This is a genomic window from Nocardia grenadensis, assembly GCF_050942415.1.
In the GTDB taxonomy this organism is placed as follows: Bacteria; Actinomycetota; Actinomycetes; order Mycobacteriales; family Mycobacteriaceae; genus Nocardia; species Nocardia grenadensis.
In genome coordinates this window covers 1,747,821-1,768,842 of the sequence record NZ_CP192054.1, presented here as the reverse complement: position 1 = coordinate 1,768,842, position 21,022 = coordinate 1,747,821, and the positions used below count along the sequence as shown (strand labels likewise).

The 21,022-nt window shown below is 65.0% G+C and carries 21 protein-coding genes; 7 read left to right on the top strand and 14 right to left on the bottom strand.

Annotated elements, in window-relative coordinates:
* Window positions 1-48 precede the first annotated feature (48 nt).
* Genes hydA through ACQPYS_RS07950 form a run of 4 tightly spaced genes read right to left on the bottom strand, consistent with a single transcriptional unit; the run spans window position 49 to window position 3,934 of the window.
* Window positions 49-1,440: a dihydropyrimidinase gene (gene hydA, locus ACQPYS_RS07965; protein ID WP_433492166.1), complete on the bottom strand. Its 1,392-nt coding sequence runs from the start codon at window positions 1,438-1,440 to the stop codon at window positions 49-51.
* Window positions 1,437-1,820 (bottom strand): allophanate hydrolase-related protein, encoded by a 384-nt coding sequence (locus tag ACQPYS_RS07960; protein ID WP_433492165.1) that lies wholly within the window; start codon window positions 1,818-1,820, stop codon window positions 1,437-1,439. Before ACQPYS_RS07960 ends, hydA begins: the two co-directional genes overlap by 4 nt.
* 10 nt (window positions 1,821-1,830) lie before the next feature.
* Window positions 1,831-2,979, bottom strand: a complete 1,149-nt coding sequence (locus ACQPYS_RS07955) for an NAD(P)/FAD-dependent oxidoreductase (RefSeq protein WP_433492164.1) — start codon at window positions 2,977-2,979, stop codon at window positions 1,831-1,833.
* Window positions 2,969-3,934 carry a dihydrodipicolinate synthase family protein gene (locus ACQPYS_RS07950; protein WP_433492163.1) on the bottom strand — a complete coding sequence of 322 codons (966 nt, stop codon included), beginning with the start codon at window positions 3,932-3,934 and terminating at the stop codon, window positions 2,969-2,971. The genes ACQPYS_RS07955 and ACQPYS_RS07950 overlap by 11 nt, the downstream gene beginning before the upstream one ends.
* Window positions 3,935-4,111: 177 nt before the next feature.
* Here ACQPYS_RS07950 and ACQPYS_RS07945 point away from each other — a divergent pair, with 177 nt between their 5' ends.
* From ACQPYS_RS07945 to ACQPYS_RS07930, 4 genes are all read left to right on the top strand, one after another.
* Window positions 4,112-5,158, top strand: a complete 1,047-nt coding sequence (locus ACQPYS_RS07945; protein WP_063036720.1) for a LacI family DNA-binding transcriptional regulator — start codon at window positions 4,112-4,114, stop codon at window positions 5,156-5,158.
* 154 nt (window positions 5,159-5,312) lie between these two features.
* Window positions 5,313-6,170: an ABC transporter substrate-binding protein gene (locus ACQPYS_RS07940; protein ID WP_433492162.1), complete on the top strand. Its 858-nt coding sequence runs from the start codon at window positions 5,313-5,315 to the stop codon at window positions 6,168-6,170.
* Between the two features lie 28 nt (window positions 6,171-6,198).
* Window positions 6,199-6,939 carry an amino acid ABC transporter permease gene (locus ACQPYS_RS07935; protein WP_433492161.1) on the top strand — a complete coding sequence of 247 codons (741 nt, stop codon included), beginning with the start codon at window positions 6,199-6,201 and terminating at the stop codon, window positions 6,937-6,939.
* 26 nt (window positions 6,940-6,965) lie between these two features.
* Entirely contained in the window at window positions 6,966-7,715 is a 750-nt protein-coding gene (locus ACQPYS_RS07930; RefSeq protein WP_063036918.1) for an amino acid ABC transporter ATP-binding protein, read from the top strand.
* A 179-nt stretch (window positions 7,716-7,894) separates the two neighbouring features.
* Here the strand turns inward: ACQPYS_RS07930 and ACQPYS_RS07925 are convergent, their stop codons facing one another.
* Window positions 7,895-8,101, bottom strand: coding sequence for a DUF397 domain-containing protein (locus ACQPYS_RS07925; protein ID WP_084487797.1), 207 nt, complete (start codon window positions 8,099-8,101; stop codon window positions 7,895-7,897).
* 12 nt (window positions 8,102-8,113) lie between these two features.
* The gene (locus ACQPYS_RS07920) at window positions 8,114-9,010 is read right to left on the bottom strand and encodes a helix-turn-helix domain-containing protein (RefSeq protein ID WP_433492160.1); all 897 of its coding nucleotides are present in this window, start codon (window positions 9,008-9,010) and stop codon (window positions 8,114-8,116) included.
* Between the two features lie 273 nt (window positions 9,011-9,283).
* Here ACQPYS_RS07920 and ACQPYS_RS07915 point away from each other — a divergent pair, with 273 nt between their 5' ends.
* Window positions 9,284-9,607, top strand: a complete 324-nt coding sequence (locus ACQPYS_RS07915; RefSeq protein ID WP_433492159.1) for a hypothetical protein — start codon at window positions 9,284-9,286, stop codon at window positions 9,605-9,607.
* A 90-nt stretch (window positions 9,608-9,697) separates the two neighbouring features.
* Here ACQPYS_RS07915 and ACQPYS_RS07910 read toward each other — a convergent pair whose 3' ends face one another.
* Window positions 9,698-10,810, bottom strand: a complete 1,113-nt coding sequence (locus tag ACQPYS_RS07910; RefSeq protein ID WP_433492984.1) for an IS630 family transposase — start codon at window positions 10,808-10,810, stop codon at window positions 9,698-9,700.
* A 185-nt stretch (window positions 10,811-10,995) separates the two neighbouring features.
* On the opposite strand from ACQPYS_RS07910, the gene ACQPYS_RS07905 reads away from it, so the two are divergent.
* Window positions 10,996-11,499: a DNA-directed RNA polymerase subunit beta gene (locus ACQPYS_RS07905; protein ID WP_433492158.1), complete on the top strand. Its 504-nt coding sequence runs from the start codon at window positions 10,996-10,998 to the stop codon at window positions 11,497-11,499.
* A gap of 510 nt (window positions 11,500-12,009) precedes the next feature.
* On the opposite strand, the gene ACQPYS_RS07900 is transcribed toward ACQPYS_RS07905, so the two are convergent.
* Together ACQPYS_RS07900 and ACQPYS_RS07895 are read right to left on the bottom strand one after the other, a co-directional pair.
* Window positions 12,010-12,438 (bottom strand): type II toxin-antitoxin system VapC family toxin, encoded by a 429-nt coding sequence (locus ACQPYS_RS07900; RefSeq protein WP_063036725.1) that lies wholly within the window; start codon window positions 12,436-12,438, stop codon window positions 12,010-12,012.
* Window positions 12,435-12,677, bottom strand: a complete 243-nt coding sequence (locus ACQPYS_RS07895; protein ID WP_431938525.1) for a ribbon-helix-helix protein, CopG family — start codon at window positions 12,675-12,677, stop codon at window positions 12,435-12,437. The genes ACQPYS_RS07900 and ACQPYS_RS07895 overlap by 4 nt, the downstream gene beginning before the upstream one ends.
* 138 nt (window positions 12,678-12,815) lie before the next feature.
* Between ACQPYS_RS07895 and ACQPYS_RS07890 the strand changes: the two genes are divergently transcribed.
* Window positions 12,816-13,739 carry a MurR/RpiR family transcriptional regulator gene (locus ACQPYS_RS07890; RefSeq protein WP_433492157.1) on the top strand — a complete coding sequence of 308 codons (924 nt, stop codon included), beginning with the start codon at window positions 12,816-12,818 and terminating at the stop codon, window positions 13,737-13,739.
* Here ACQPYS_RS07890 and ACQPYS_RS07885 read toward each other — a convergent pair.
* From ACQPYS_RS07885 to ACQPYS_RS07865, 5 genes are all read right to left on the bottom strand, one after another.
* The gene (locus ACQPYS_RS07885; protein WP_433492156.1) at window positions 13,642-14,820 is read right to left on the bottom strand and encodes an amidase; all 1,179 of its coding nucleotides are present in this window, start codon (window positions 14,818-14,820) and stop codon (window positions 13,642-13,644) included. The genes ACQPYS_RS07890 and ACQPYS_RS07885 overlap by 98 nt on opposite strands.
* Window positions 14,821-14,902: 82 nt before the next feature.
* Complete coding sequence (locus tag ACQPYS_RS07880) at window positions 14,903-16,414, bottom strand: aldehyde dehydrogenase family protein (protein ID WP_433492155.1); 1,512 nt, start codon at window positions 16,412-16,414, stop codon at window positions 14,903-14,905.
* The gene (locus ACQPYS_RS07875) at window positions 16,411-17,250 is read right to left on the bottom strand and encodes a VOC family protein (RefSeq protein ID WP_433492154.1); all 840 of its coding nucleotides are present in this window, start codon (window positions 17,248-17,250) and stop codon (window positions 16,411-16,413) included. Before ACQPYS_RS07875 ends, ACQPYS_RS07880 begins: the two co-directional genes overlap by 4 nt.
* The gene (locus tag ACQPYS_RS07870) at window positions 17,247-18,923 is read right to left on the bottom strand and encodes a hydantoinase B/oxoprolinase family protein (RefSeq protein WP_433492153.1); all 1,677 of its coding nucleotides are present in this window, start codon (window positions 18,921-18,923) and stop codon (window positions 17,247-17,249) included. Before ACQPYS_RS07870 ends, ACQPYS_RS07875 begins: the two co-directional genes overlap by 4 nt.
* Window positions 18,920-21,010, bottom strand: a complete 2,091-nt coding sequence (locus ACQPYS_RS07865) for a hydantoinase/oxoprolinase family protein (protein WP_433492152.1) — start codon at window positions 21,008-21,010, stop codon at window positions 18,920-18,922. Before ACQPYS_RS07865 ends, ACQPYS_RS07870 begins: the two co-directional genes overlap by 4 nt.
* Window positions 21,011-21,022 lie beyond the last annotated feature (12 nt).

The following is a 21,022-nucleotide window of genomic DNA, read 5'->3' as shown; positions in this document are numbered from 1 at the left end:
CGGTCCGGTTCGGTGGCGGCGATCCGTTCGGTGGCCGGACAGCGCCGCTCACATGTGGAATGCGCCGCTGAAGTCCAACGGGTCCGCCCGCAGGTGCCGGCCGCGGGGTGAAGCGTCGACCAGCTGCCCGTTCTCGACCACGACGCGACCCCCGACCAGGACAGTGACAGGTTTGCCGCGAAGACGCCGCCCCTCGTACGGGGTGTAGTCGGTGGCCATATGCAGCTCGCCGATGGTGACCGTCCACTCGAGTCCGGGATCCCAGATCGCGATATCCGCATCGGCCCCCGGCATCAGCGAACCCTTCCGGGGGTAGAGGCCGTTGGTCCGCGCGGGATTCGTCGCGGTCAGCTCGACGAACCTGCTCGGCGACAGCCCCGCCCCATCGACATAGTGGGAAAAGATGACAGGGAGCCGGGTTTCGACGCCCGGTAGTCCATTGGGCATATGCCGGACATCGTGACGGTGCGAATTCTTCTGCGCCGTGTCGTAACAGCAGTGATCGGACCCGATGGTGGTGATATTCCCGGTGAACAGCTGCCGACCGAGGCCCTCGACGATATCGGCGGATCGCAGCGGCGGACAGCAGACGAAACGTTGCGGTGCAGCGCCGGCGTATTCGGTGTCATCGAGCGTGAGATGGTGTGCGACGGTCTCGGTGAAGGCGACCACACCTCGCTTGCGCGCGTCGACCACCAGCTCGACCGCGGCGGCACTGGATTGATGCACGAAGTAGACCGGCGCACCCTGTGATTCGGCGATCGCGAGTATCGCGGCGACCGCCGCGGTCTCGGCGAGTTCCGGTCGCGTCCGCGACATATGGGCGGCATCGACACCACCGGCGGCTGCCGCGGTGTTCTGCGCATCGGTGACGATGGCGTCGGATTCGCAGTGGATGACGACCATACCGCCGAGATCACGAGTCACCTGCATCGTGTTCAGGATCGTGTGTTCGTCCGCCATCGTCTCGCCGGCATAGGTGGTGAACATCTTCACCGTGCGGATACCGGCATCGGCCATGACCGCCAGTTGCCCTGCCGTTGTCTCGTCCCATTCGACGACACAGGCGTGCAGCGCCGAATCACACAGTCCCTCCTCCGCCTTGGCGCGCTGTGTCTCCGCCGCGTCGAGCGGCTGCTGGCCCGGACGGGGAATGGCGAAGTCGATGATTGTCGTGGTACCACCGAAGACTGCCGCGGTCGTGCATTCGAGATAGGAATCCAGCGAGGTGAATTCGCCGGAGGTGAAGCCGACGTGGCAGTGCGGATCCACTCCGCCGGGCATGACGAGTTTACCGGTGGCATCGACGACCTCGGCGGATTCACCGGCCGGGGTACCGGGTGCGACCACTGCCACGACCTTGCCGTCCTCGATCACGAGGTCGGCCGGTGCGGACCAGTTCGATTCCACCACCGTGCCGCCGCGCACGACTTTCCTCATTTGTCCTCCAGATATGCCAGCCATCCGCCGCGGTCACTGATATCGGTGACACCGGGCGCGCCGAGTGCGCTCTCTCGCATCCGCATGGCCAGCGACCCGCTCCCGTCCGCGAGTTCGATCACGCCGAGTTCGAGTTCGGCCGGCTCGCGGGGCAGTAGTTTCTCGCGCAGCAGGTCGTAGTCGACCTCGTACAGTTCACCCGGTACCACGGCGCCACCGGAGCCGACGGGATGCAGACCCGGGAATTCGTCGCGGACAGAGTAGAACCGGTACTTCGGGGCCGTACCGACCTTGCCGATAAAGCGCGCGCCGGTCAACGCGTCGTTGAGAGTGCCGCCGGACATCGCCTGCCCGTTGACGAACATTGTGACCCGATCCATGAGATTTCCTTTACTGCGTCGAGAGCCGGAGAAGGCGGGCGGGCGAGAAGGCCGATACGTCCGGACCGGTCTCTCCCCCCAGTGCCAGTGCCGTGAGCAGCTCTGCCCACAGGGGTGCGAAGGTGAACGAGTAGGTACCGCCGGCGACGAAAAATCCGGGTGCGCCCTCGACTTCGCCGATGACCGGCATTTCGTCGGGTGTGGTGACAACAGGCCCGGTCCATACCTCGAGAAGTTGCCCACCGGACAGGTCCGGTAGCAACCGGGCCACCTGGGCGATATTGCCGGTGGTGCTGTGCTCCAGGACCGGCGCGGGATCGACGGTGTGGAACGGTCCCGCCGGCCAGCCGCCGCCGAGGACGAGCCGATCACGGCGATCCTGTTTGATCGACATACCTTCGCCGACATGCTGGACCAGCACCTCGAGCGTCTTCGGGGCAGCGGCCAGGGAATGCATCTGCAGTGACATGGGCGTGAGCTGCAGTCCGACTCCGGCCAGCGCGGCGATATCGGCCATCCATGGGCCGGCCGCATCGATCACGACAGGTGTGTGCCAGCTCCCGCCAGGCGTGCCGACCTCCCACATACCGTTCGCTCGATGCAGCGACGTGACCGGCGTGCCCGAATGCAGGCCCGCGCCTTCGGCGACCGCCCGGCGCAGCAACGCCGGGCCCGCCATATCGGGTTCGGCGAAGCCGTCCCAGGCGCACCAGGTGGCACCTTCGATCGTCGGGCCCAGGAGCGGCAGGGCGCGGCGCGCTTCGACTCCGGTCAGTACCTCTGTCGGGATCCCGGCGGCGCGTTCCCACTGATGCTTCGTGTGCAGTCGGCGCACTTGATCCTCGGTCTCGGCGACCATGAATCCGCCGCAGCGAACGAGACCGAGATCGGGCACGGAGGCGGCGAGCGAGTCCCACAACCCACTGGTGGCCTTCTGCAGCGGGAGGAGACGTTCGACGTCGACGGCCGGGCCCTGGCCGGGGCGGCGGGCGTGGATGGTCTGGATGTGCAGGTTTCCCGCGGTGGTGCCCGAACCTGCCGTGTTCGGTGTCGTGCGGTCCAGCACCACGACCCGGGAGCCGGCCCGAGTGAACGCCAATGCGGTGGCGGCCCCGACTATTCCGGCACCGATGACGACTACATCGGCCTCAGTATGCATTCCCGGCTCCCAGAGTACGGGCCGATGCCTCGGCGATACCGGATTCGTCGATGATGTTGCGCAGTGCCGCGAGAGTCGACGCGTCCGTAACCGGCAGCAGGGGTTCACGCACCGCGCCGCCCGGCTGGCCCAGCAGGTTCATCACCGCTTTCAGCTGCGGTATGGGCGAGGCGAACACACCGCTGTAGTCGCCGTTGATCAGCCGCCCGGAGAACGCGCGGTATCGGTCGGCCCAGGCGCGCGCGGATTCCGCGTCACCGGCCGCCACCGCGCGGTAGAACGGCACCGCGAACGGTGCGCCGACGCCACCGCCGTCGATATTGCCGTCACCACCCAGTCCGAGCAGCGCGGCGAGTCCGCGACGGTGCAGGAAGCTGCCGAATACCCGAACCCGCCCGGCCACCGCTTCCACCGTGTCCAGCATGGACAGCCAGTTGCCGGTGCTGTCTTTGATCGCGACCACATTGTCGAGATCGGCCAGCCGGGAGAACAACCCCGGACTGGTGCCCATATCGACGGATACCCCGCGCGGCCAGTTGTAGACCATGAACGGCAACGAGGTCGCCGTGGAGACGGTGGTGAAGAACTGCATGGTCTCGTCGGGCGAGGTGTGGACGTAGGGAGGGGGTGTGGCGAGCACACCGTCGGCACCGGCCGAGGCGGCGTGCACCGCCAACGCCGAGGATTGCCGGGCGGTGTACGCGCTGATCCCGATTACGACAGGGAAGCGACCGGCTACTGCTTCGACCGCCACCTCCGCCACGGTCCGGCGCTCCTCGCTCGTCTGGCTGAACCACTCACCCGTGCTGCCGTTGACGAGTACCCCGCTCACCCCCATTCCGGCGTACAGGTCCATCAGCGCCGCGAGCGCCTCCGTGTCGAGCTCACCCGACGCGGTGAACGGTGTGGGGGCCGCGGGCCAGTATCCGGACCACGAGACGTCATCGCGATTCATATGCTCATACCTTTCGAGCGGAATATCCACCGGAGATGGTCGTTTTGCCCACCATCATGGGATCGATTGCATACACTGCCGTCACACGACCTCCGCCGTCAAGCCGGAAACATGACGGTAACCGCGGCGGTGTCGAATATCGGATGCCGGGAAACGGAATGGAGACAAGAGGAGTCGATGGCGGTCACTTTGATCGATGTCGCGATCGCCGCGGGCGTATCGCGCAGTACCGCGTCACGCGCGTTGAGTGGATCCAACCTGATCTCGGCCGAGACCCGGGCTGCGGTGGAAACCGCCGCCCGCACACTCGGGTACCGGCCGAACCGTGCCGCGAGCGCGCTTCGGTCGAACCGATCGCACCTGATCGGCCTGGTGATGAACAACCTCCTGAACGCGACCTTTCACACGGTCGCGGAGGTGGTGCAGAAAAGAGCTTCGGCCGGCGGGTTCCAGGTGATCCTGTGCATCACCGACGCGGATCCCGGCCGGGAGAACGATGTGCTCGCGATGCTCGGCGAGCATGCGGTGGACGGCACGATCGTCATCGGCAGCGGCCGCAGCGCCGCCGCGTCGAACACGTTGCTGTCACACGGTCGCGCGGTGGTCAACCTCATCAGGTCCGTACCGGGGAGCAAGGCCCCCACCGTGCTCGCCGATGATCTCGACGGCGCCCGGGACGCCACCGCGCACCTGCTGGCACTGGGACACCGCCGGATCGGCTACATCGGTGGCACCGCGGACGCGACCTCCGGCCTGGAGCGGTTCGAGGGTTACCGGTTGGCGCTGGCCGATGCCGGAATCGAGGTCGACGACGACCTCGTCCGCAAAGGGCCCTTCACCACGGAGTTCGGCGCGGCGGCGGTGGACTCCCTACTCGACGGCCCCGCGCCGATGACCGCGTTGTACGCCGCCAACCACGAGGCGGTGTTCGGGATCCTGCCCACCCTGTCGGGGCGCGGGGTTTCCCTGCCGGACGAGTTGTCTCTGGTCTGCCATGAGGACATGCCGTGGCTGGCGATGTGGAAACCGGCGATCACCGTCGTAGACAATGGTGCCGCTCAACTGGCCAATGTCGCGATGGATCTGCTCTTCCAGCAGATCAACGACGCCGCCGAACCGGACGGCAGGACGTATCGGATCGGCGCGCGCCTGATCGAACGCGAGTCGTGCCGTGCCCGCGCCGGAGCCCACCCGAATTCATCGTCCGATCCGCCGTCTCGTTAACAATTGATTACTTCGGTGCCGGACCCGTTAACCATATTGACGGCACCCGCGGGTTTTGCCACTCTCAATGCAATCGATCCCACAGTACTGGGCGAATCGATTTCGATATTTCCCGACCTCGGCTGCGGTGCAGTTCATCTCGAAAGGCTCGTCAATGCGCAAGATCATCGGATTCGCGGTAGCGGTTGTCACCGCGGCCGCCGTCACCGGATGCGGCTCGACCGAGGAGGCCGCCGCCCCGGCGGATTGCTCGCCGACGCTCGCTGCCGCCGACCTCGCGGAGGAGGGCACGCTGACCATGGCGACCAACGCGACCCTCCCGCCCATGCAATACGTGGATGCCGACGGCGAGGTCGCCGGTATGCGGGTCGACCTCGGCAAGGAGATCGCGAAGCGCCTGTGCCTCGCGCCGAAGTTCGTCAACATCGAGTTCGACGCGCAGATACCCGGTGTGCAGGGCGGCCGCTGGGACATGATCGATACCGGGATGTTCTACACACCGGAACGTGCCGAAACCATCGATCTCGTGCCCTACGAAAAGCAGGCGGTGTCCATATCGGTGCCGTCGGGCAATCCGGAGTCGATCTCCAGTGTCGATGATCTGGCAGGCAAAACGATCGGCGTCGAAGCACCCGGATACGAGTTCGACACGCTGACCGAGCTCGCCGCGCAGTTCACCGCGAAAGGCAAGCCGGCGCTGAACGTGCAGACCTTCAAGACGAACGCCGACGCCTATCAGGCACTGTCCGCCGGCCAGATCGACGGAGCCTCGATCGTGGAGTCGGTCACCTCCTTCTACCAGAAGGACGGCCGGTTCGAGACCGCCGTGGGCGGCATCAACGAAGCGCCGCTGGCCCTGGGCTTCGCCAAGGGCAGCAAGGCGGCCACCGAGGTGGCCCGCGTACTCACCGAGATGCGCACGGACGGTTATCTCCCGGACCTGTTCGGTCAGTACGGCGTCACCGGCTACGACGGTGATATCGCCGTGCGTAAGGGTCCGCTCGACAGCTGATCCTCAGCTCTATCCGAAAGGCATCCCCATGTGGTCCTGGGACGCATTCTTTTCCATCCTGACGAGCCGGCAATTGCTCGAGGGCGCGTGGGTCACGATCTGGCTGACGGTCGTGAGCATGGTCCTCGGCCTTGTTCTCGCGGTCGTGGTCGCCGCCGCGCGGTCGTCGCGGCTGCTGCCGCTGCGCGCGGTCTCCGGGTTCTATGTCTGGTTGATGCGGGGCACTCCCCTGCTGGTTCAGCTCGTCATCATCTACACCGGGTTGCCGCAGGTCGGCATCAAGCTCGGCGTTATCCAAGCGGCACTGCTCGGCTTGGTGCTCAACGAAGCGGCCTACCTCTCCGAGATCGTGCGGTCGGGTCTCATGTCCGTGCCCGCCGGTCAGACCGAGGCCGCGCGAGCGCTCGGGATGTCGCCCGCGAAGGTTTTCCGCGTGGTTGTGCTCCCCCAGGCACTTCGCGTGATGATCCCACCGCTCGGAAACAGCTTCAACGGGCTCCTCAAAACCACAACACTCGTCTCGGTGATCTCCGTTCAGGAGCTTCTCCGGCGAACACAGTTCCTGGTCCAGGTCAATTTCCGGGTACTGGAAGGCCTCTGTGCGGCAGCGTTGTACTTCCTGGTCCTGACCACCCTGTGGGGTGTGATCCAACGGATGCTCGAGGCTCGAGCCGGGCGGGGTTATGACCGCAACTACAAACGTAAGGGCGCCCCGGACCCGAAGTTCCTGGACGAGAGCGCCGTGGAGGCAGAGGCGGTGAACCGATGACCGATATCGCGGAGAAAACTCCGATGATGGTCGAAGTCCGGAACATGACCAAGGCATACAACGATCTGGTCGTGCTCGACGGGATCGACTTCTCCGTGAGCAAAGGAGAAGTGGTCCTGCTACTGGGTCCTTCGGGAAGCGGAAAGAGCACTCTTCTCCGCACGTTGAACTGCCTCGAGACGGTCGAATCGGGCACAGTGCGCGTCTGTGGCGAGATGATCGGATTCACCGACGACGATCGGCGGCGGCCTCTTCCGGAAACGCAGCTCGCGAAACAGCGGCAGCACACCGGGATGGTGTTCCAGAGCTTCAACCTGTTCCCCATGATGACGGCGCTGGACAATATCGCGTCGGGGCCACGTCATGTCCTGGGCACGCCGAAGGATCGCGCGCGCCGGCAAGCCCGGGAATTGCTCGAATTGGTCGGGCTGGGCGACAAGGGCGACAACTATCCTTCGCAGCTTTCGGGAGGACAGCAGCAACGCGTCGCCATCGCCCGGGCTCTCGCCATGAAACCGAAGGTCATGCTGTTCGACGAGCCGACATCGGCGCTCGACCCCGAAATGGTCAAAGAAGTACTCGATGTGATGGTTCGCCTGCGGGACGAGGGTATGACCATGGTCGTGGTCAGTCATGAAATGGGCTTCGCCAAGGCAGCGGCCGACCGGATCGTTTTCATGAGCGACGGAAAGATCGTCGAAGACGCCGACCCGGATCAGTTCTTCGATAACCCCCAGAACCCCAGGACCCGGCAGTTTCTGCGCCAGATCCTCTGATGAATTGGTGGCAAGGACCCCGGCCCGAATCCAGGCCGGGCCGGACAAGTACGCGCAGCCGATACGTCCACCGTCCGGCGGGAACCGGCCGTCGGGTGATATGTGGCTCGGCCGGATCGACGGGCGTGAAGAGCGGCATCGACTCGTGCGTGCATGCCCGTGCGATACGCCGACCTGAGTCAGTCCGACTCGAACTGCCCGTGCCGCACTGCTGAGGTGAAGTCGTCCCAAGCAGTCGGCCCGAACACGAGCGCCGGCCCAGTGGGATTCTTCGAGTCCCGGACACCAACCTCGGACCGCGCGAGATGTGCAACCTCTACACAGTCGCGGCTCGCCGTGCTGCGGCTGCTCTTGAACCAGCGGGCTCCGGATAGATCGGCACTCACCTGGTCGACTCCTCACTCACCGGGCATCTCACTGGCCAGCCGCTGAATCAACTGGCGACTGTCGTCCCGATCCAGTGCGACACGCTGGATGTCAGCATACGCATCTCGATATTGCTGCACTTCGTCCGGCTTCTCCAGGTAGAGGGCGCCTGTGTACTGCTCTATGTAAACGACCGGCGGCTCCGTGAGCTTCACTGTCGGGTGGCGTGGGAACTCCAAGAGCACAAAAGCGCCGGTAAGGAGCCCTCTGTGCCGACGAGCCGACATAGGGACTACCCGGATAGACACATTGGGCAAGTCATCGAGCTGCACCAGGTGTCGCAACTGGTCCGCGGTGACCTCGAACGAGCCGATCATTCGGCGAAGCAACGCCTCGTCCAGCACAGTGTCGACGCTCAGCGGATTCTTGCTGTCGAACAGCCGTGCACGCCGTTCGGTGTGCAGTTCGAGGCGCTGCTCGACTTGCTCGGGCGCCATCCCGGGGAACTCGGCCCAGTGGATCTCGCGACGATATTCGGTGGTCTGCAGCAAACCCGGCAAAAGCATCGTGTGGTACGAGCTCATCCGCTTCGCCGCGTCCTGAAGACCGATATACAGATCGAAATCGCGCGGGATGGAATCGCCGAATGCATGCCACCACCCCTTGGCCTGTGTCTCCTCGACCAGCGCCATGAAGGTATCGGCCGTGTCGTCGTCCACTCGGTACATCTGGGCCAAGTGACTGATGAACAGCGGGTTGATCCGGGTCGGCTGTCCGGTCTCCATCCGCCAGAACGTTTGTTTGGATACGCCGATCGCTCGGCGAGCGGCCTCCACTGAGATGCCGGCTGCCTCACGCTTCTCGCGGAGAAGACGCGCGAGGATGCGGCGCGGAAGCGTGGAGTTGGCCATTGTCGAACTCACGGTCATCGGGGTACTCCGAGGTGGGTTGCGGTGACGATTCGGGTTCGTACTGGAACCAATTGTGCCGCTGCTGGGGAACTTTGACCTCCTGTTCGCGAAAACTCGCTCAGGAACATTCCCCACGGCCGTAGCCGGTGGTCAACTTGGTCTGTGCCCGGCGGGGGACACTCCGAGTTCCAATGCAACTCCCGTCCAGCGTCTGTCAGCGCTCGTGGTTCGAGTGAGGGCAGTGCCTGTCGGTCCCGGGCGCCCCACACGAACATCAGGAGGGGTTACACGATGGCGGATCAAGACAAGTCGAGGCGGGCGGTTGCCCTCCTGCACAGCGATCACGACCCGGCCGCATATGAAGCACTGACGCAGAAACACCAGCTGAAGATCGTCTACACGGTCCACACGGATGCCCCTGCCGTATTGGCCGCACTCATCGCCGTCCAGCACGCACTCGAACACCTCGCCGTCGCGGTGATAGTCCCCCACCTCGGCGTACTCGAACCCGATACACCGTGGCGGGTGGTCACGTCAGCGGCCGACCTGATCACCGGAACACAGGAGTATCCGCTGTGGTCCGAGCTCACGACGCCTCCGAGGCGCGAACAGTGATCACCCTGGGGTTCGCCGTCGCAATCGGCCTGCCGCTGATCGTGCTGGTACTCGCGGTCACACTGCCGGAAGACCGGAACTAGTGCCTTGTCAGGCAACGTTGGGTAGGTAATCCGGGCGGCGGATTGGTGAGTTGACTGCGAAGTCTCGTTTGGGTCGGGCGTGTTGATTGTGCCAGCGGATGTAGGCGCCGATCGCAGCGTCTTGCTCGGTGTGGCTGCGGTGGTCGGTGCCGTTGAGAGCGAAGTACCGCAACGCGGCGAACTCCGATTCGATCCAGTTCAGCCACGACGAATAGGTCGGTAGGAACACCAGCTCCACATTGTTGGCCGCAGCCCAGGCCCTGACCTCGACCCGCTTGTGCGGGGAGAAGTTGTCGACGATGACATAAAGCTTCTCGCCCGGCCAACGAGCCCGCAGGGTCTTCAAAAACGCCAGGAACTCGATCCATCGTTTCCGGTCCCGGATCCGGTAGTGAATACGGCCGGTGGCCAGGTCCAACGCGCCGAGCAGGTGCCGCACCCCGTGGTCGCGATGGTAGGTCGCCCGCAACCGGCGGGGTTTGCGGGCCGGGAACCAGCCACGTCCCGGGCGGGGTTGCAAGTTCAACGGACCGAACTCGTCGACACAGACCACACGTCCGTCGGCGGGCGGGTGATCGTAGAGATCGAGGATCCGGTTCATCTTGGCGGTGAAGTCGGGGTCGGTACCGCCCTTCCAGGTCTTGGTGGCCTGCCACGACACCCCCTGGGCCCGCAGGATCGTGCGCAGTGTTTCACGGCTGATATCAGCGATCTTGCTGGTGGCAAGCCAGTCTCGAAGTTTCGACAGGCTCCACGTCGAGAACGGCCGACCGAACTTGCGGGGGCAGCACCGGGCGATGCAGGCGATGGGTTCACGCGTCGCCCGATCCACCTTGCTCGGCCTGCCCCCACTCCATTTTGGGTCCAACGCGTCGAACCCCCGTTCGTTGAAATCGTGGATCACCTGGCGCACATAGGCTTCCGAGACCTGCATCAACCGCGCTATCGCCGGCACCGGTTGATGCTGCGCCGAGGCCATCACCACGATCGCGCGACGAGTCCTGATCGGCTGCCGGCTCGACTTGGTGATCTTCTGCAATCTGCGTCCCTCATCCGGGGACACCTCCCGCACGAACACTTCCGGTTTCCGGGCCATCGACACCACCTCCAACAGCAGCATCACCGACGACAAGCAACAGCTCAAACCGACACCCGGATTACCAGCGCAACCTATCTGGACGGGGCACTAGCCACCACCATTGCGCTCGCCGGGCAACGGATCCCCAGCGGTCATACCGCACTCACGACTCCTGACAGCACAGCAAGCGCATCCCCGATGCATCCAGTACAACTCGAAGGCTTGCAATGGATCACGTCTTCCTCGGCGACACACCGCTCACCCGCTGCCGCTACTACCGCCAGGTCTGCGACCTCCCCGCCCGCATTGACCCACCCGAACTCGGACGCATCGTCATGCCCGCCGGACACACCTGGGCCCTCATGATGCCCTCAGCCCTCGGCTTCGCCGTCAAAAAAGACCTGCAACGCTGCCGCGACCACGACGCCGGCACCGGCGCGGGGCCCATCATTTCCCATATCCGGTCCGGCCGGTGGAGCTTCCTCATCCGCCCCGACCTACCCGACGACACCGCCCTGTTCGCCGAAATGTTCCGGCTCAACGTCTCCGTCGTCCGCACCGGCGCCACCATCGCCCTCCCCTCCCCCACCGACCGCGGCGCACTCTTCCGCCGCTGGATCCAACCCCCACGCTCTCCCTTCTGCCCCTCCGGCCGCCTCGTGATCGACTCCGTCCGAGCCTGCGCCGCCCGCGGCGGCTGGTTGCGCACCCCCACCGGACAGACTCAATAGCGCATCCGCCCACCAATCACTGCGGATATGGAGAGACCTCCGGGCTTGATGTGCGTCGATCGCGAGTCTCATCCTGGGATGCGGCCGGGAGGAAAAGGGGCCTGTGAACCTGCAGCAGCTTCAAACGGCTGATCCAGGCAAGTGGCAAGCAGCAGCTGACGACCTGCCGGCCGCGCCAAGGACTGCGAGGAGGCCGTCGCTGCAATCCATCACCGGCCAGAACATCCCGCAACTGCCCGGCCCCCCTCGCGCGCCGAAGGCGCAGGTTCGACAGTGTCGAGGTAACCGATCGTGTCCAACAGGGTGGTGGCCGTACGGGTAGAGCGGATCTCATCGGCCAGGGGCGTCACGCGCCGGACCGTATCGCTCGCGCTCTCGATGACAACCCACCTGTGTCCGGCCATGTGCAGGTGATGACGATGCACCGCTCGAAGGAGATGGGATACTCCCACGTCGTTCTCGCAGGTATCGGCGGTAGGCCGACGGCCACGGGGGTGAACCCCGAAGTGTTCACCGACGGAGTGGATTGATCCACTTCACCTCGGGAAAGCGGGCGAAGTCGGTATCGAAGGAGCACACCGCCACACCGTGCTCGACGGCCAGCGCCGCGAGATGCGCGTCGGGCACCAGGTTTCCCGTTGCGTAATGGTCATCGACCAGCCGGCCCAGGACCCGGCGGTGCCGATCCGTCGGCAACGGGACCCATGCCATATCGTGGTCGAGCCATTCGTCGACATAACTCCACGCCTCGCGGCCGGTCATCGGTGCGGTGAAGATTTTCGGGTGCGTCGCGATTCGCACGAAACCGACCAGGCTGTGCCAGGGGAATCCGACCCGTACGTCACCGTTCATTGCGTCTTCGAGCCAGGAATGCGCCACCTCGTGATGAGGGCTGCCCTCGTCGACTGCGTACAGCAGCACGTTGACGTCGAGGATCACGACTGACCGGGGTATTGCTCGTCGAGCAGGTCGGAGACCTCCGAGTTCCGGGACAGGTCCACCCGCGCGCCCATGGCGCGTGTGCGCTGGCGGAACGGGCGACGCGGAGCCACCGGCCCCTGGTGGATTCCGGCGCGTACCAGCTCGTTGATCGCTTCTCCGAGCCCGATTCCGCGCTCACGCCGGAGCCGCTCCGCAGCAGCCGCCACATCGCTGTCGAGTCGGATCGTAGTGCGCATAGCGGGGATGTTACATCACTGATGTCGACTAGTCGACATCGGTGATGCAAGTGCTGCGCGGGCCCTCACCAGAGCGACTCCGGGCGGGTCGGGCATCATCATCGCCGCCGCAGTTGCTGTTTCCTGACCGTCCCGGCGATGGAAGCCATTCCGCATGTGTATGATTTCTTGCATCCAATGCAAGAAACCAATCGGGGGCCTGTCATGAACACGACGAGCTTGGAAAGCCGGATTCGGGACGCCGCTACATCGCTGTCCAAAGCGCACCGACGCCTCGCGGAATACATTCTGGATCCGCAGAATGCTGCCGGTCTGCTGACGGCGGCGGAGTTGGCGCGGGCCGTGGGCACCAGCGAAGCAACAGTTGTGCGTTTTGCGAAAAGCCTCGGCTATTCAGGTTATCCCGAGTTGCGCCGACTGCTGCAGGCCTCGCTGCGGAGCGAGGTGACAACTGTGAGCCGATTCGCGTCGACCCTGGATTCGGCACCGAGCGATTCGATGCTCAGCGCCTACCTCACACAAGACGTGGAGGCGCTGCTGCAGACCGGCGGCATCATCGACGACGAGCAGTTCGATGCGGCGGTTACCCTGCTCGTCAACGCACGACGCGTCCATGTGGTGGGGCACCTGATGGCCTTTCCATCCGCCCATCTGCTCCGGTCCGGACTGAGCATGATCGGTATCGACGCCTTCGTCCTGGGCGGCGCCGGAACGGATTCGGTGATCGACCTCCACAACTGTGACGAGCGCGACGTTCTGGTGAGCATTTCGTTGCGCCGATACAACCAGTCGACCCTGCGAGCGATAGAACTCGCGAGCGAAGTCGGGATGAGTTCGATCGCCATCACCGACGACATACTCAGCCCCACCGCGACCAGATCGCAGCTCGCGTTGATCGTGGCCACCACCCGGACAGAGTTCTTTCAGTCGACCACGTCGGTCACCTCGCTGGTCAACGCTCTGGTCACTGCTTGCAGTGTGGCTCGGCCGGAGTTGTCTCGGACAAAGCTCGCGGAGCTCGAGGCGCATTGGGGGCGTGCACGCACCTTCTACTCGGACTGATACCGAGCGCCGAGAGCACCAGGAATCCGGCTCGCAGGACCGCCTCGTTGTCGCGCCCGATCAGTTGTAGCCCGACAGGCAGGCCGGGGGGCTCCTGCGGTAAAGGAAGCGTCAGCGCGGGAAGTCCGGAGAAGTTGGCCGGCCGGGTGTTCCGGAGCAGCGTCTCGCGCACGGACACCCGCTCACCGCCGAGAACGACGGACTCGGTGCCGAGCAGCGGGGCGACCACCGCAACTGTGGGAAGTAAGACGACGTCCACATCACCCAGGTCGTCTGCGGCGCGCAGGCGGCACTCCAGCATGCTGCTGCGCGCCGACTCGTAGTCCGACCGGGAGATCGACGCGGCCTGTTCCAATCTTTCCCGAACTGCCGGTTGCAAGCCTTCGGGCCGCTCGCGCAGGGTGCCGGCGTGAATGCGGTGCGCTTCGACCCCCTGAACGACCGGCCCGTGGATATGCGCGTCCCGCAACCCCGTCAGCGGCGCCCGCCGTGTCAGTTCCAGGTCGTGCACCACCTGACGCCATACTCTGTCCACTTCCCGGGACAGAACATAGACCTCCGGCGCATCCGCAAGACCAAGACGCGGTGCCGGCCGGCGGGGGCCCACCGCGGGCCCGCCGGAAAGTGCTCGCCACACCGCGACCAGCGCTGCCAGCGAATCGGCGATTATGCCGACATGGTCCAGCGAGGGCGAAAGAGGAAAGACACCGCGGATGCCGACGGACCCGAACGCCGGTTTGAACCCGTACACCCCGCACAGCGCCGCAGGAATACGGACCGACCCGCCGGTGTCGGTACCGAGGGCGTACCGGGCGAGACCGGCGGCCACGGCAGCGGCGGAACCACTACTCGATCCGCCGGTGATGCGCCCGAGATCGTGCGGATTCCGGCACGGGCCGTACGCATTTGCCTCCCCGGTGCATCCGTAGGCGAATTCGTCACACCGGGTGATGCCGGCGATATGAAAACCGGCGCGCCGCAGCGCGGTTACGCACTCCGCATCCCGCGTGCCGCGGACCGTCGCGCGGGTGGCGGACCCGCACGAGAACGGCGCGCCGGCAACCTCGATATTCTCCTTCACCAGGATCTCGGCGGCCCGTGGTGCTGCCCCTCCCGTCCGGCGGGGAAAGGGCAGCAACCACTCAGGGCGTTCAGTGAACCCATCAGCCCACGAAAATGTTGATCGATTTGGTCTCGGTGTACAGCTCGAGCGCATCGGGGCCCAGCTCCCGTCCCCAGCCGGAGGATTTCCATCCACCGAAAGGGAGCGCCGGATCCACCGCATGATAGCCGTTGACCCATACACTTCCGGCTTGGAGTCGCTCGGCGATCCTGAGCACAGCAGCCAGGTCACGTCCCCAGATACCTGCTGCCAGACCGAATTCACTGTCGTTGGCCAGGGCGACGATATTGTCGTCGTCTGTATAACGGTGGACTACGAGGACGGGGCCGAAGACCTCACTGGTGGCGATCTCCGCGTGGGCCGGCACATTCGAGACAATAGTCGGTGGATAGTAGTATCCGTCGACGTCCCCGGGCACGGGCACCTGATCTATCGTGGCACCTCCGGCCCGCGCACGTTCGACGAAAGCCGCTACTCGGTCACGCTGTTGCACACTGACCAGTGGTCCCAGGTCCACGGCGGGGTCGAGTCCGTTACCGATCACCATGGCGTGGGCGATCGCGGATACCTCGGACAGGACCCGGTCGTACAACGCCTCATGGATATACGCCCGCGAACCGGCGGTGCACACTTCTCCCTGATTGGTGAAGATCGCCCGGCAGACACCGGCCGCGGCCGCTTCCACGTCGGCGTCGGGTAGCACGATCGTCGGCGATTTTCCGCCCAGCTCGAGGCTGACCCGTTTCAACGTTCCCAACGCCATATGCGCGACCGCGCGGCCGGTCTCGACCGATCCGGTGAAGGCGACCTTGGCGACGTCGGGGTGCCCGGCGAGCGCGGCTCCGGCGGTGTTCCCGAAGCCGGGGACGATATTGACCACCCCGGGTGGGAACCCGCAGTCGCTGATCAGCCGGCCGAGCATCAGTGCCGTCAGGGGCGTGAGTTCGGAGGGTTTGAGCACCACGGTGTTGCCGGTGGCGAGCGCGGGCGCGAGCTTCCACGAGGCCATATTGAGTGGGAAGTTCCAGGGAATGATCTGGCCGACCACACCGAGCGGCTGCCTGCGGGTCTGGCCTTGCCAGCCCTGGAGTGTCGCCGGGGTGACCGAGCGCCCGTCGATCTTGTCCGCCCAGCCCGCGTAGTACCGGAACACCTCGACCGTGGCGGCGATATCTCCGCGTGCCAGTTCCAGCGGCTTTCCGTTGTCGAGAGTCTCCACCAGGGCGAACTCTTCCGCCACCCGGCTGATGCCCTCGGCGAGCCGCCACAGCAGTCCGGCCCGTTCCGAGGGGCGCAGCGTCGACCACGGACCGGTGAAGGCTCGCTGTGCCGCACTCACCGCTGCGTCGACATCCGCGCGACGAGCTTCTGCCACCTCGGCGATGACGCTGCCCGATGCGGGATCGACAACGGGAATGCTCGCCGGGGATTGCGGCACGACGAACTCGCCGTCGATGAACAACCCGTACGGGATGGTGCCGACGATCTCCAACGCGCGCCGCCGATTCTCCGCGACCACGGAATCAGGGGTGGTGCTTCCGATCGCGGTCATGACAGATACCAATCGAATCCGGTGACCGCCGCGTCGACATGACCGTCCGCGTCCGCATTCAACTCCCGGCGAACCTCGTCGGAGACACGGGCCCCGATCGAAAACGGTCCGGGGCCGTGAGTTCGCAGCCGGATCGCCGCGGCACCGGCGTCCGAAATCGGTTGGCAGAAACGCAGTCGTGCCCGGTCGAAATGAACATCGGCACATTGCGCATCGATGCGGCGGTCGACGTGCGCTTCGCTGTCGGCCGGTACCCCGTATGCCTGTCCCAGCGCCTGTGCCGCCGAAAGGGCGTCGGCGACGGCGACACCGACGAATTCGATATCGATCGCGCCGAGCCGGTGCTGCCCGATCACACCGCCATCGGTCAGTGTGCGCCGCCGTTCGGCGGGCGGCGAAGAGCGCTCGATGACGATCGGCGGGCGAATCGGCAACTGACCCGATCGCGGGTAGATGATCCGGGAACGAGAGACGAAACCGTTGTCGTGCACCCGCTGCATATCGATCGGATCAGCGACATCGAATCCGCGTTCCCTCAGCCGGTGTGTGATGCCGTCCAGGTCGTCGGTCTCCAGTGCCAATGTGGCCAAGCCTTCGCCCGATGCGAGGAATTCGACTGCGTAGCGGCACACTTCGGAACCACTGGCCGTAGCCTCCCGCTTGTCGAGAATTTCCAGCAGTTCGAGGTAGAAGAGATCGAAGTAGCACAGATCGTTGGCACTGCCGAAGCCTTGATGCCGTCCACCTTCGACCGCATGAAATCCTCTCTTGCGCAGATGTCGTGCGGTCTGGTGCCGGTCTTCGACGAACGCAGTGACGTGATCGAACGCAATCATGCCTGCACCGCCATCTCGAGAACTTCCTCGTCGACGCCGTACTCGGCCAGCGCGGCGGCGCGGCTCACCTTGCCCTCCAGCACATCGTCGATGATCGCGGCGCGGTCCCTGTCGGCCGGGGAGCCGTAGCCGCCGGCACCGGGGGTGACCATATCGATCGGCATACCGGAGGTCAGTTCGCAGATGCCCATCGCGGGTGTGACGGCTCCCTCCGCCACCACGGTGACCGACGGAGCACCCGCTCCGCCATCGGCCAGCCCCCAGGGCCGCGACGTCCTGCGGGTTGTCGTCACCTTGAGAACAGCCTCGTGATCGATCGGTCGCAGAACCCGGCGGATCGCCAGCCCGCCCCGATACTTCCCGACGCCGCCCGAGTCGCCGACCAGTTCGTATCGCTCCACGAACAGCGGGTACTCCTGCTCGAGCGATTCGATGGGCAGGTTACTCGTGTTGGTCATATACACCTGTACGCCGTCGAGTCCGTCGCGATCATGGGCGGCACCGAACCCGCCGCCGAGGGTTTCCTGGTACACGTAGTACTTCCCGGTCCGCGGATCGACGCCGCTGAGCGAGATCGACGAGTTTGCTCCGTTGGATGCCGCGGTGACCTGTGCGGGCACTGCCTGCGCCAAGGCCCCGTAGATGAGATCGACCACCCGCTGCGCCGTTTGGCAGCGTTGGTTCACCGCCGCTGGGCTCTCGCTGTTGACGATGCTCGCGCGCGGGGCCTCGACATGAATGGGTCGATACATTCCCGAATTCGGGAGAATCGTGGGATCGACGATCGTCTTGACCGAGAAGTACACCGTGGCGAGCAACGCGGTGTAGATCATGTTGACGCTGCACGGCAGCTGACCGGGGTTTCCGGTGAAGTCGAACGAGATCTCGTCGCCGTCGACGGTCACCTCGACCACCATATCGAGTTCGCCCTCGAATTCGTCGCAGTCGAAGGTGTCGGTGAAACGGTAGGTACCGTCGGGCAGTTGCGCGATACCGGCTCGGGTCTGGCGTTCGGCGTAGTCCTGGAGCTCGGCACCGGCGGCAGCGAACAGCTCGGCGCCATAGCGCGCACAAAGCTCGCGCAGCCGGGTGATGCCGACACGATTGGCTGCGACCTGCGCCCGGGCGTCGTTGAGCCGCTCTTCGGGAACCTGGCAGTTGAGCAGAATCAGATCCCACACATCTGATTGGATGTCCCCACCGATGTAGAGCCGGACCGGCGGGATCCGCAGACCCTCCTGGAATATGTGTTTGGTGCCGCGGTCGACGAAATCGGCGTGGTGTCCGGTGTTGGCGGACCAGCCGATCAGTGTGTCCTCGACGAAAACCGGTGAGACGACGACGATATCCGGAAGATGGCTGCCGCCTCCGGTGTAGGGGTCGTTGCCGATGAACACATCGCCGTCCGAGAGCGCGGACAGCGGGTACCTGGACATGACCTCACCGACCACACCCATAAGCGACGACAGGTGCACGGGTACATGCGCGGCCTGCACGATGATGTTGCCTTCGGCATCGAAGAGCGCGGTCGAGCAATCGCGGCGTTCTTTGATATTGGTCGAATAGGCCGCTCGGATAAGGGTTTCGCCCATTTCCTCGACAATGGATTGAAGGGCGCTGCCGATCACCTCCAGTGTGATCGGGTCCAGCTGGGCGGATGACGCGGTGGTCACTGCAACTCCTCGATGACGATATTGGCGTAGGCATCGATCGTGGCCTGCTGACCTGGCAGGACAACGGTCGTCGAGTCCATCTGTTCGATGATCGATGGACCTTCGATGTGCGTTCCCGCGGTCAGGCGACCACGGTCGTAGACGGGGCTGTCGATCCGGCCGTACTCGGCACCGAAGTAAACCTGCCGGGACTCGGCGCGGGCAGGTTCGGGATCCGATGCGCTCTGGTCGGTGCGCGCGGTTTTCGCCTGGACCACTTTCCCGACTGCCGAGGAACGGAAGGTGACCGCCTGGATCTTTGCGTCGGGGACGGTGTATCCGTACAGCGCCTTGTGCGCGGCCTCGAACTTGCCGATCAGTGCGTTGATCGCGTCGGCATCGACTGTTGTGCTGTCCAGTTCGACGGCGAGTTCGTAGTTCTGCCCGAAGTAGCGCATATCGATGGTGAGGCGAAGTTCCCGATCCGGATCGCTGATCTTCTCCGCGCGGAACCAGCCCTCGGCCTCGGCCGCGAGATACGCGACCGCTGCTTGGATATCGCCGAGGTTCTCGCGGGCGACATCGACGATCTTGGTCAGTGACAGATCGGTACGGAGGTCGGTCACCATCAACCCGTAGGCGCACATCACGCCCGGAGCCGGAGGCACGATGATCTTCGGGATCGACAGTTCCCGGGCCAGGCGCGCCGCGTGCAGCGGGCCGGCCCCGCCGAATGCGGTGAGGGCGTAGTCCCGGGGGTCGTGACCACGCTGCACCGAGATGACCCGGATCGCCTTCGCCATATTCGCGGTGACAACTCGGATGATCCCGTCGGCGACATACTCGGTACCGAGTCCCAGCTGTTCGGCCAGCCGGCCGACGGCCGCATGGGATGCCTCGGCATCGATGGGCAGTCTGCCGCCGAGCAGGTGCCGGGGGTTCTGCGTCTGGAGGACGACATTGGCATCGGTAACCGACGCGAACTCGGCTTGGCGGCCGTAGCAGGCCGGTCCCGGGTCCGCACCCACACTGCGCGGTCCGACCTTCAGCGCGCCACCGCTGTCGACCCAGGCGATCGATCCGCCCCCGGCCCCTACTGTGGTGATATCCAGCATGGGTGTCCGGAGGGGGTAGCCGTCCACGTCGCTGTCCTGGGCCAGCGTCACCCGGCCCTGGTGGATCAGGGCGGCATCGGTAGATGTTCCCCCCATATCGAAGGTGATCATGTTCGGCTCGTCGATCAAGGTGCCGATATGGGTGGCCGCGACGAGCCCCGTGCTGGGGCCCGACAGCATCATGCGGGCCGGCTGACTGCGTGCGGTGTCCAGCGAGATGATGCCGCCGTTGCTCTGGGTGATGTGCACATCGGCGGGCACGCCGAGGGCACGGACTTTGTCACGCAGCTTGCTCAGATACTTGCTGACCACCGGCCCGACGTAACTGTTGAGCACCGTTGTCGACATTCGCTCGTACTCACGGAACTCCGGGACGACCTCGTGTGAGGCGCTCACGAACAGGTGCGGCGCCAACTCCGCCAGGGCATCGGTCACCACCTTCTCGTTCTTCGGGTTGACGTAGCTGTAGAGGAAACAGACGGCGACGGCTTCGAGATCCCGGCCGGCGAGCTCGCGCACCACGGCGCGGACTTCCGACTCGTCCAGCTCTCGGAGGGCGTTGCCGTGGTAGTCGAGCCGCTCGGCGACTTCGAAGCGATGGCGACGCTGCACGAGCGGCTCGGGTTTGGCCGCTCTGTTGTCATAGAGGCTCGGCCGGCGCTGCCGTGCGATCTCGAGCAGATCCCGGAAGCCCTCGGTCGTGACGAGCGCCGTGCGCGCACCCTTCCTCTCGAGCAGGGCATTGGTGGCGACCGTACTTCCGTGGGCGAAGAACTCCACTTGATCGGCCCAGGACGAACCGGCCAGGGACTCGAGGAGTTCGGCGACGCCGTCGACGACCGCCTGCGATGGATCAGCGGGGGTGCTGGAGAGTTTATGGGTGAACAGTTCGCCGGTCACCGCGTCGATGGCGCAGATATCGGTGAATGTGCCACCGGCATCGACGCCGACGCGCAACGGATGGGTAGTGACAGATCCGGTCTCTGTAGACACGGGTGTTCCCTC

What these genes read in the sequence shown, in the direction of transcription:
- hydA (WP_433492166.1), bottom strand. Translation starts at nt 1,440, where the DNA reads ATGAGGAAAGTCGTGCGCGGCGGCACGGTGGTGGAATCGAACTGGTCC.
- ACQPYS_RS07960 (WP_433492165.1), bottom strand. Translation starts at nt 1,820, where the DNA reads ATGGATCGGGTCACAATGTTCGTCAACGGGCAGGCGATGTCCGGCGGC.
- ACQPYS_RS07955 (WP_433492164.1), bottom strand. Translation starts at nt 2,979, where the DNA reads ATGCATACTGAGGCCGATGTAGTCGTCATCGGTGCCGGAATAGTCGGG.
- ACQPYS_RS07950 (WP_433492163.1), bottom strand. Translation starts at nt 3,934, where the DNA reads ATGAATCGCGATGACGTCTCGTGGTCCGGATACTGGCCCGCGGCCCCC.
- ACQPYS_RS07945 (WP_063036720.1), top strand. Translation starts at nt 4,112, where the DNA reads ATGGCGGTCACTTTGATCGATGTCGCGATCGCCGCGGGCGTATCGCGC.
- ACQPYS_RS07940 (WP_433492162.1), top strand. Translation starts at nt 5,313, where the DNA reads ATGCGCAAGATCATCGGATTCGCGGTAGCGGTTGTCACCGCGGCCGCC.
- ACQPYS_RS07935 (WP_433492161.1), top strand. Translation starts at nt 6,199, where the DNA reads ATGTGGTCCTGGGACGCATTCTTTTCCATCCTGACGAGCCGGCAATTG.
- ACQPYS_RS07930 (WP_063036918.1), top strand. Translation starts at nt 6,966, where the DNA reads ATGGTCGAAGTCCGGAACATGACCAAGGCATACAACGATCTGGTCGTG.
- ACQPYS_RS07920 (WP_433492160.1), bottom strand. Translation starts at nt 9,010, where the DNA reads ATGACCGTGAGTTCGACAATGGCCAACTCCACGCTTCCGCGCCGCATC.
- ACQPYS_RS07915 (WP_433492159.1), top strand. Translation starts at nt 9,284, where the DNA reads ATGGCGGATCAAGACAAGTCGAGGCGGGCGGTTGCCCTCCTGCACAGC.
- ACQPYS_RS07910 (WP_433492984.1), bottom strand. Translation starts at nt 10,810, where the DNA reads ATGCTGCTGTTGGAGGTGGTGTCGATGGCCCGGAAACCGGAAGTGTTC.
- ACQPYS_RS07905 (WP_433492158.1), top strand. Translation starts at nt 10,996, where the DNA reads ATGGATCACGTCTTCCTCGGCGACACACCGCTCACCCGCTGCCGCTAC.
- ACQPYS_RS07895 (WP_431938525.1), bottom strand. Translation starts at nt 12,677, where the DNA reads ATGCGCACTACGATCCGACTCGACAGCGATGTGGCGGCTGCTGCGGAG.
- ACQPYS_RS07890 (WP_433492157.1), top strand. Translation starts at nt 12,816, where the DNA reads ATGGAAGCCATTCCGCATGTGTATGATTTCTTGCATCCAATGCAAGAA.
- ACQPYS_RS07880 (WP_433492155.1), bottom strand. Translation starts at nt 16,414, where the DNA reads ATGACCGCGATCGGAAGCACCACCCCTGATTCCGTGGTCGCGGAGAAT.
- ACQPYS_RS07875 (WP_433492154.1), bottom strand. Translation starts at nt 17,250, where the DNA reads ATGATTGCGTTCGATCACGTCACTGCGTTCGTCGAAGACCGGCACCAG.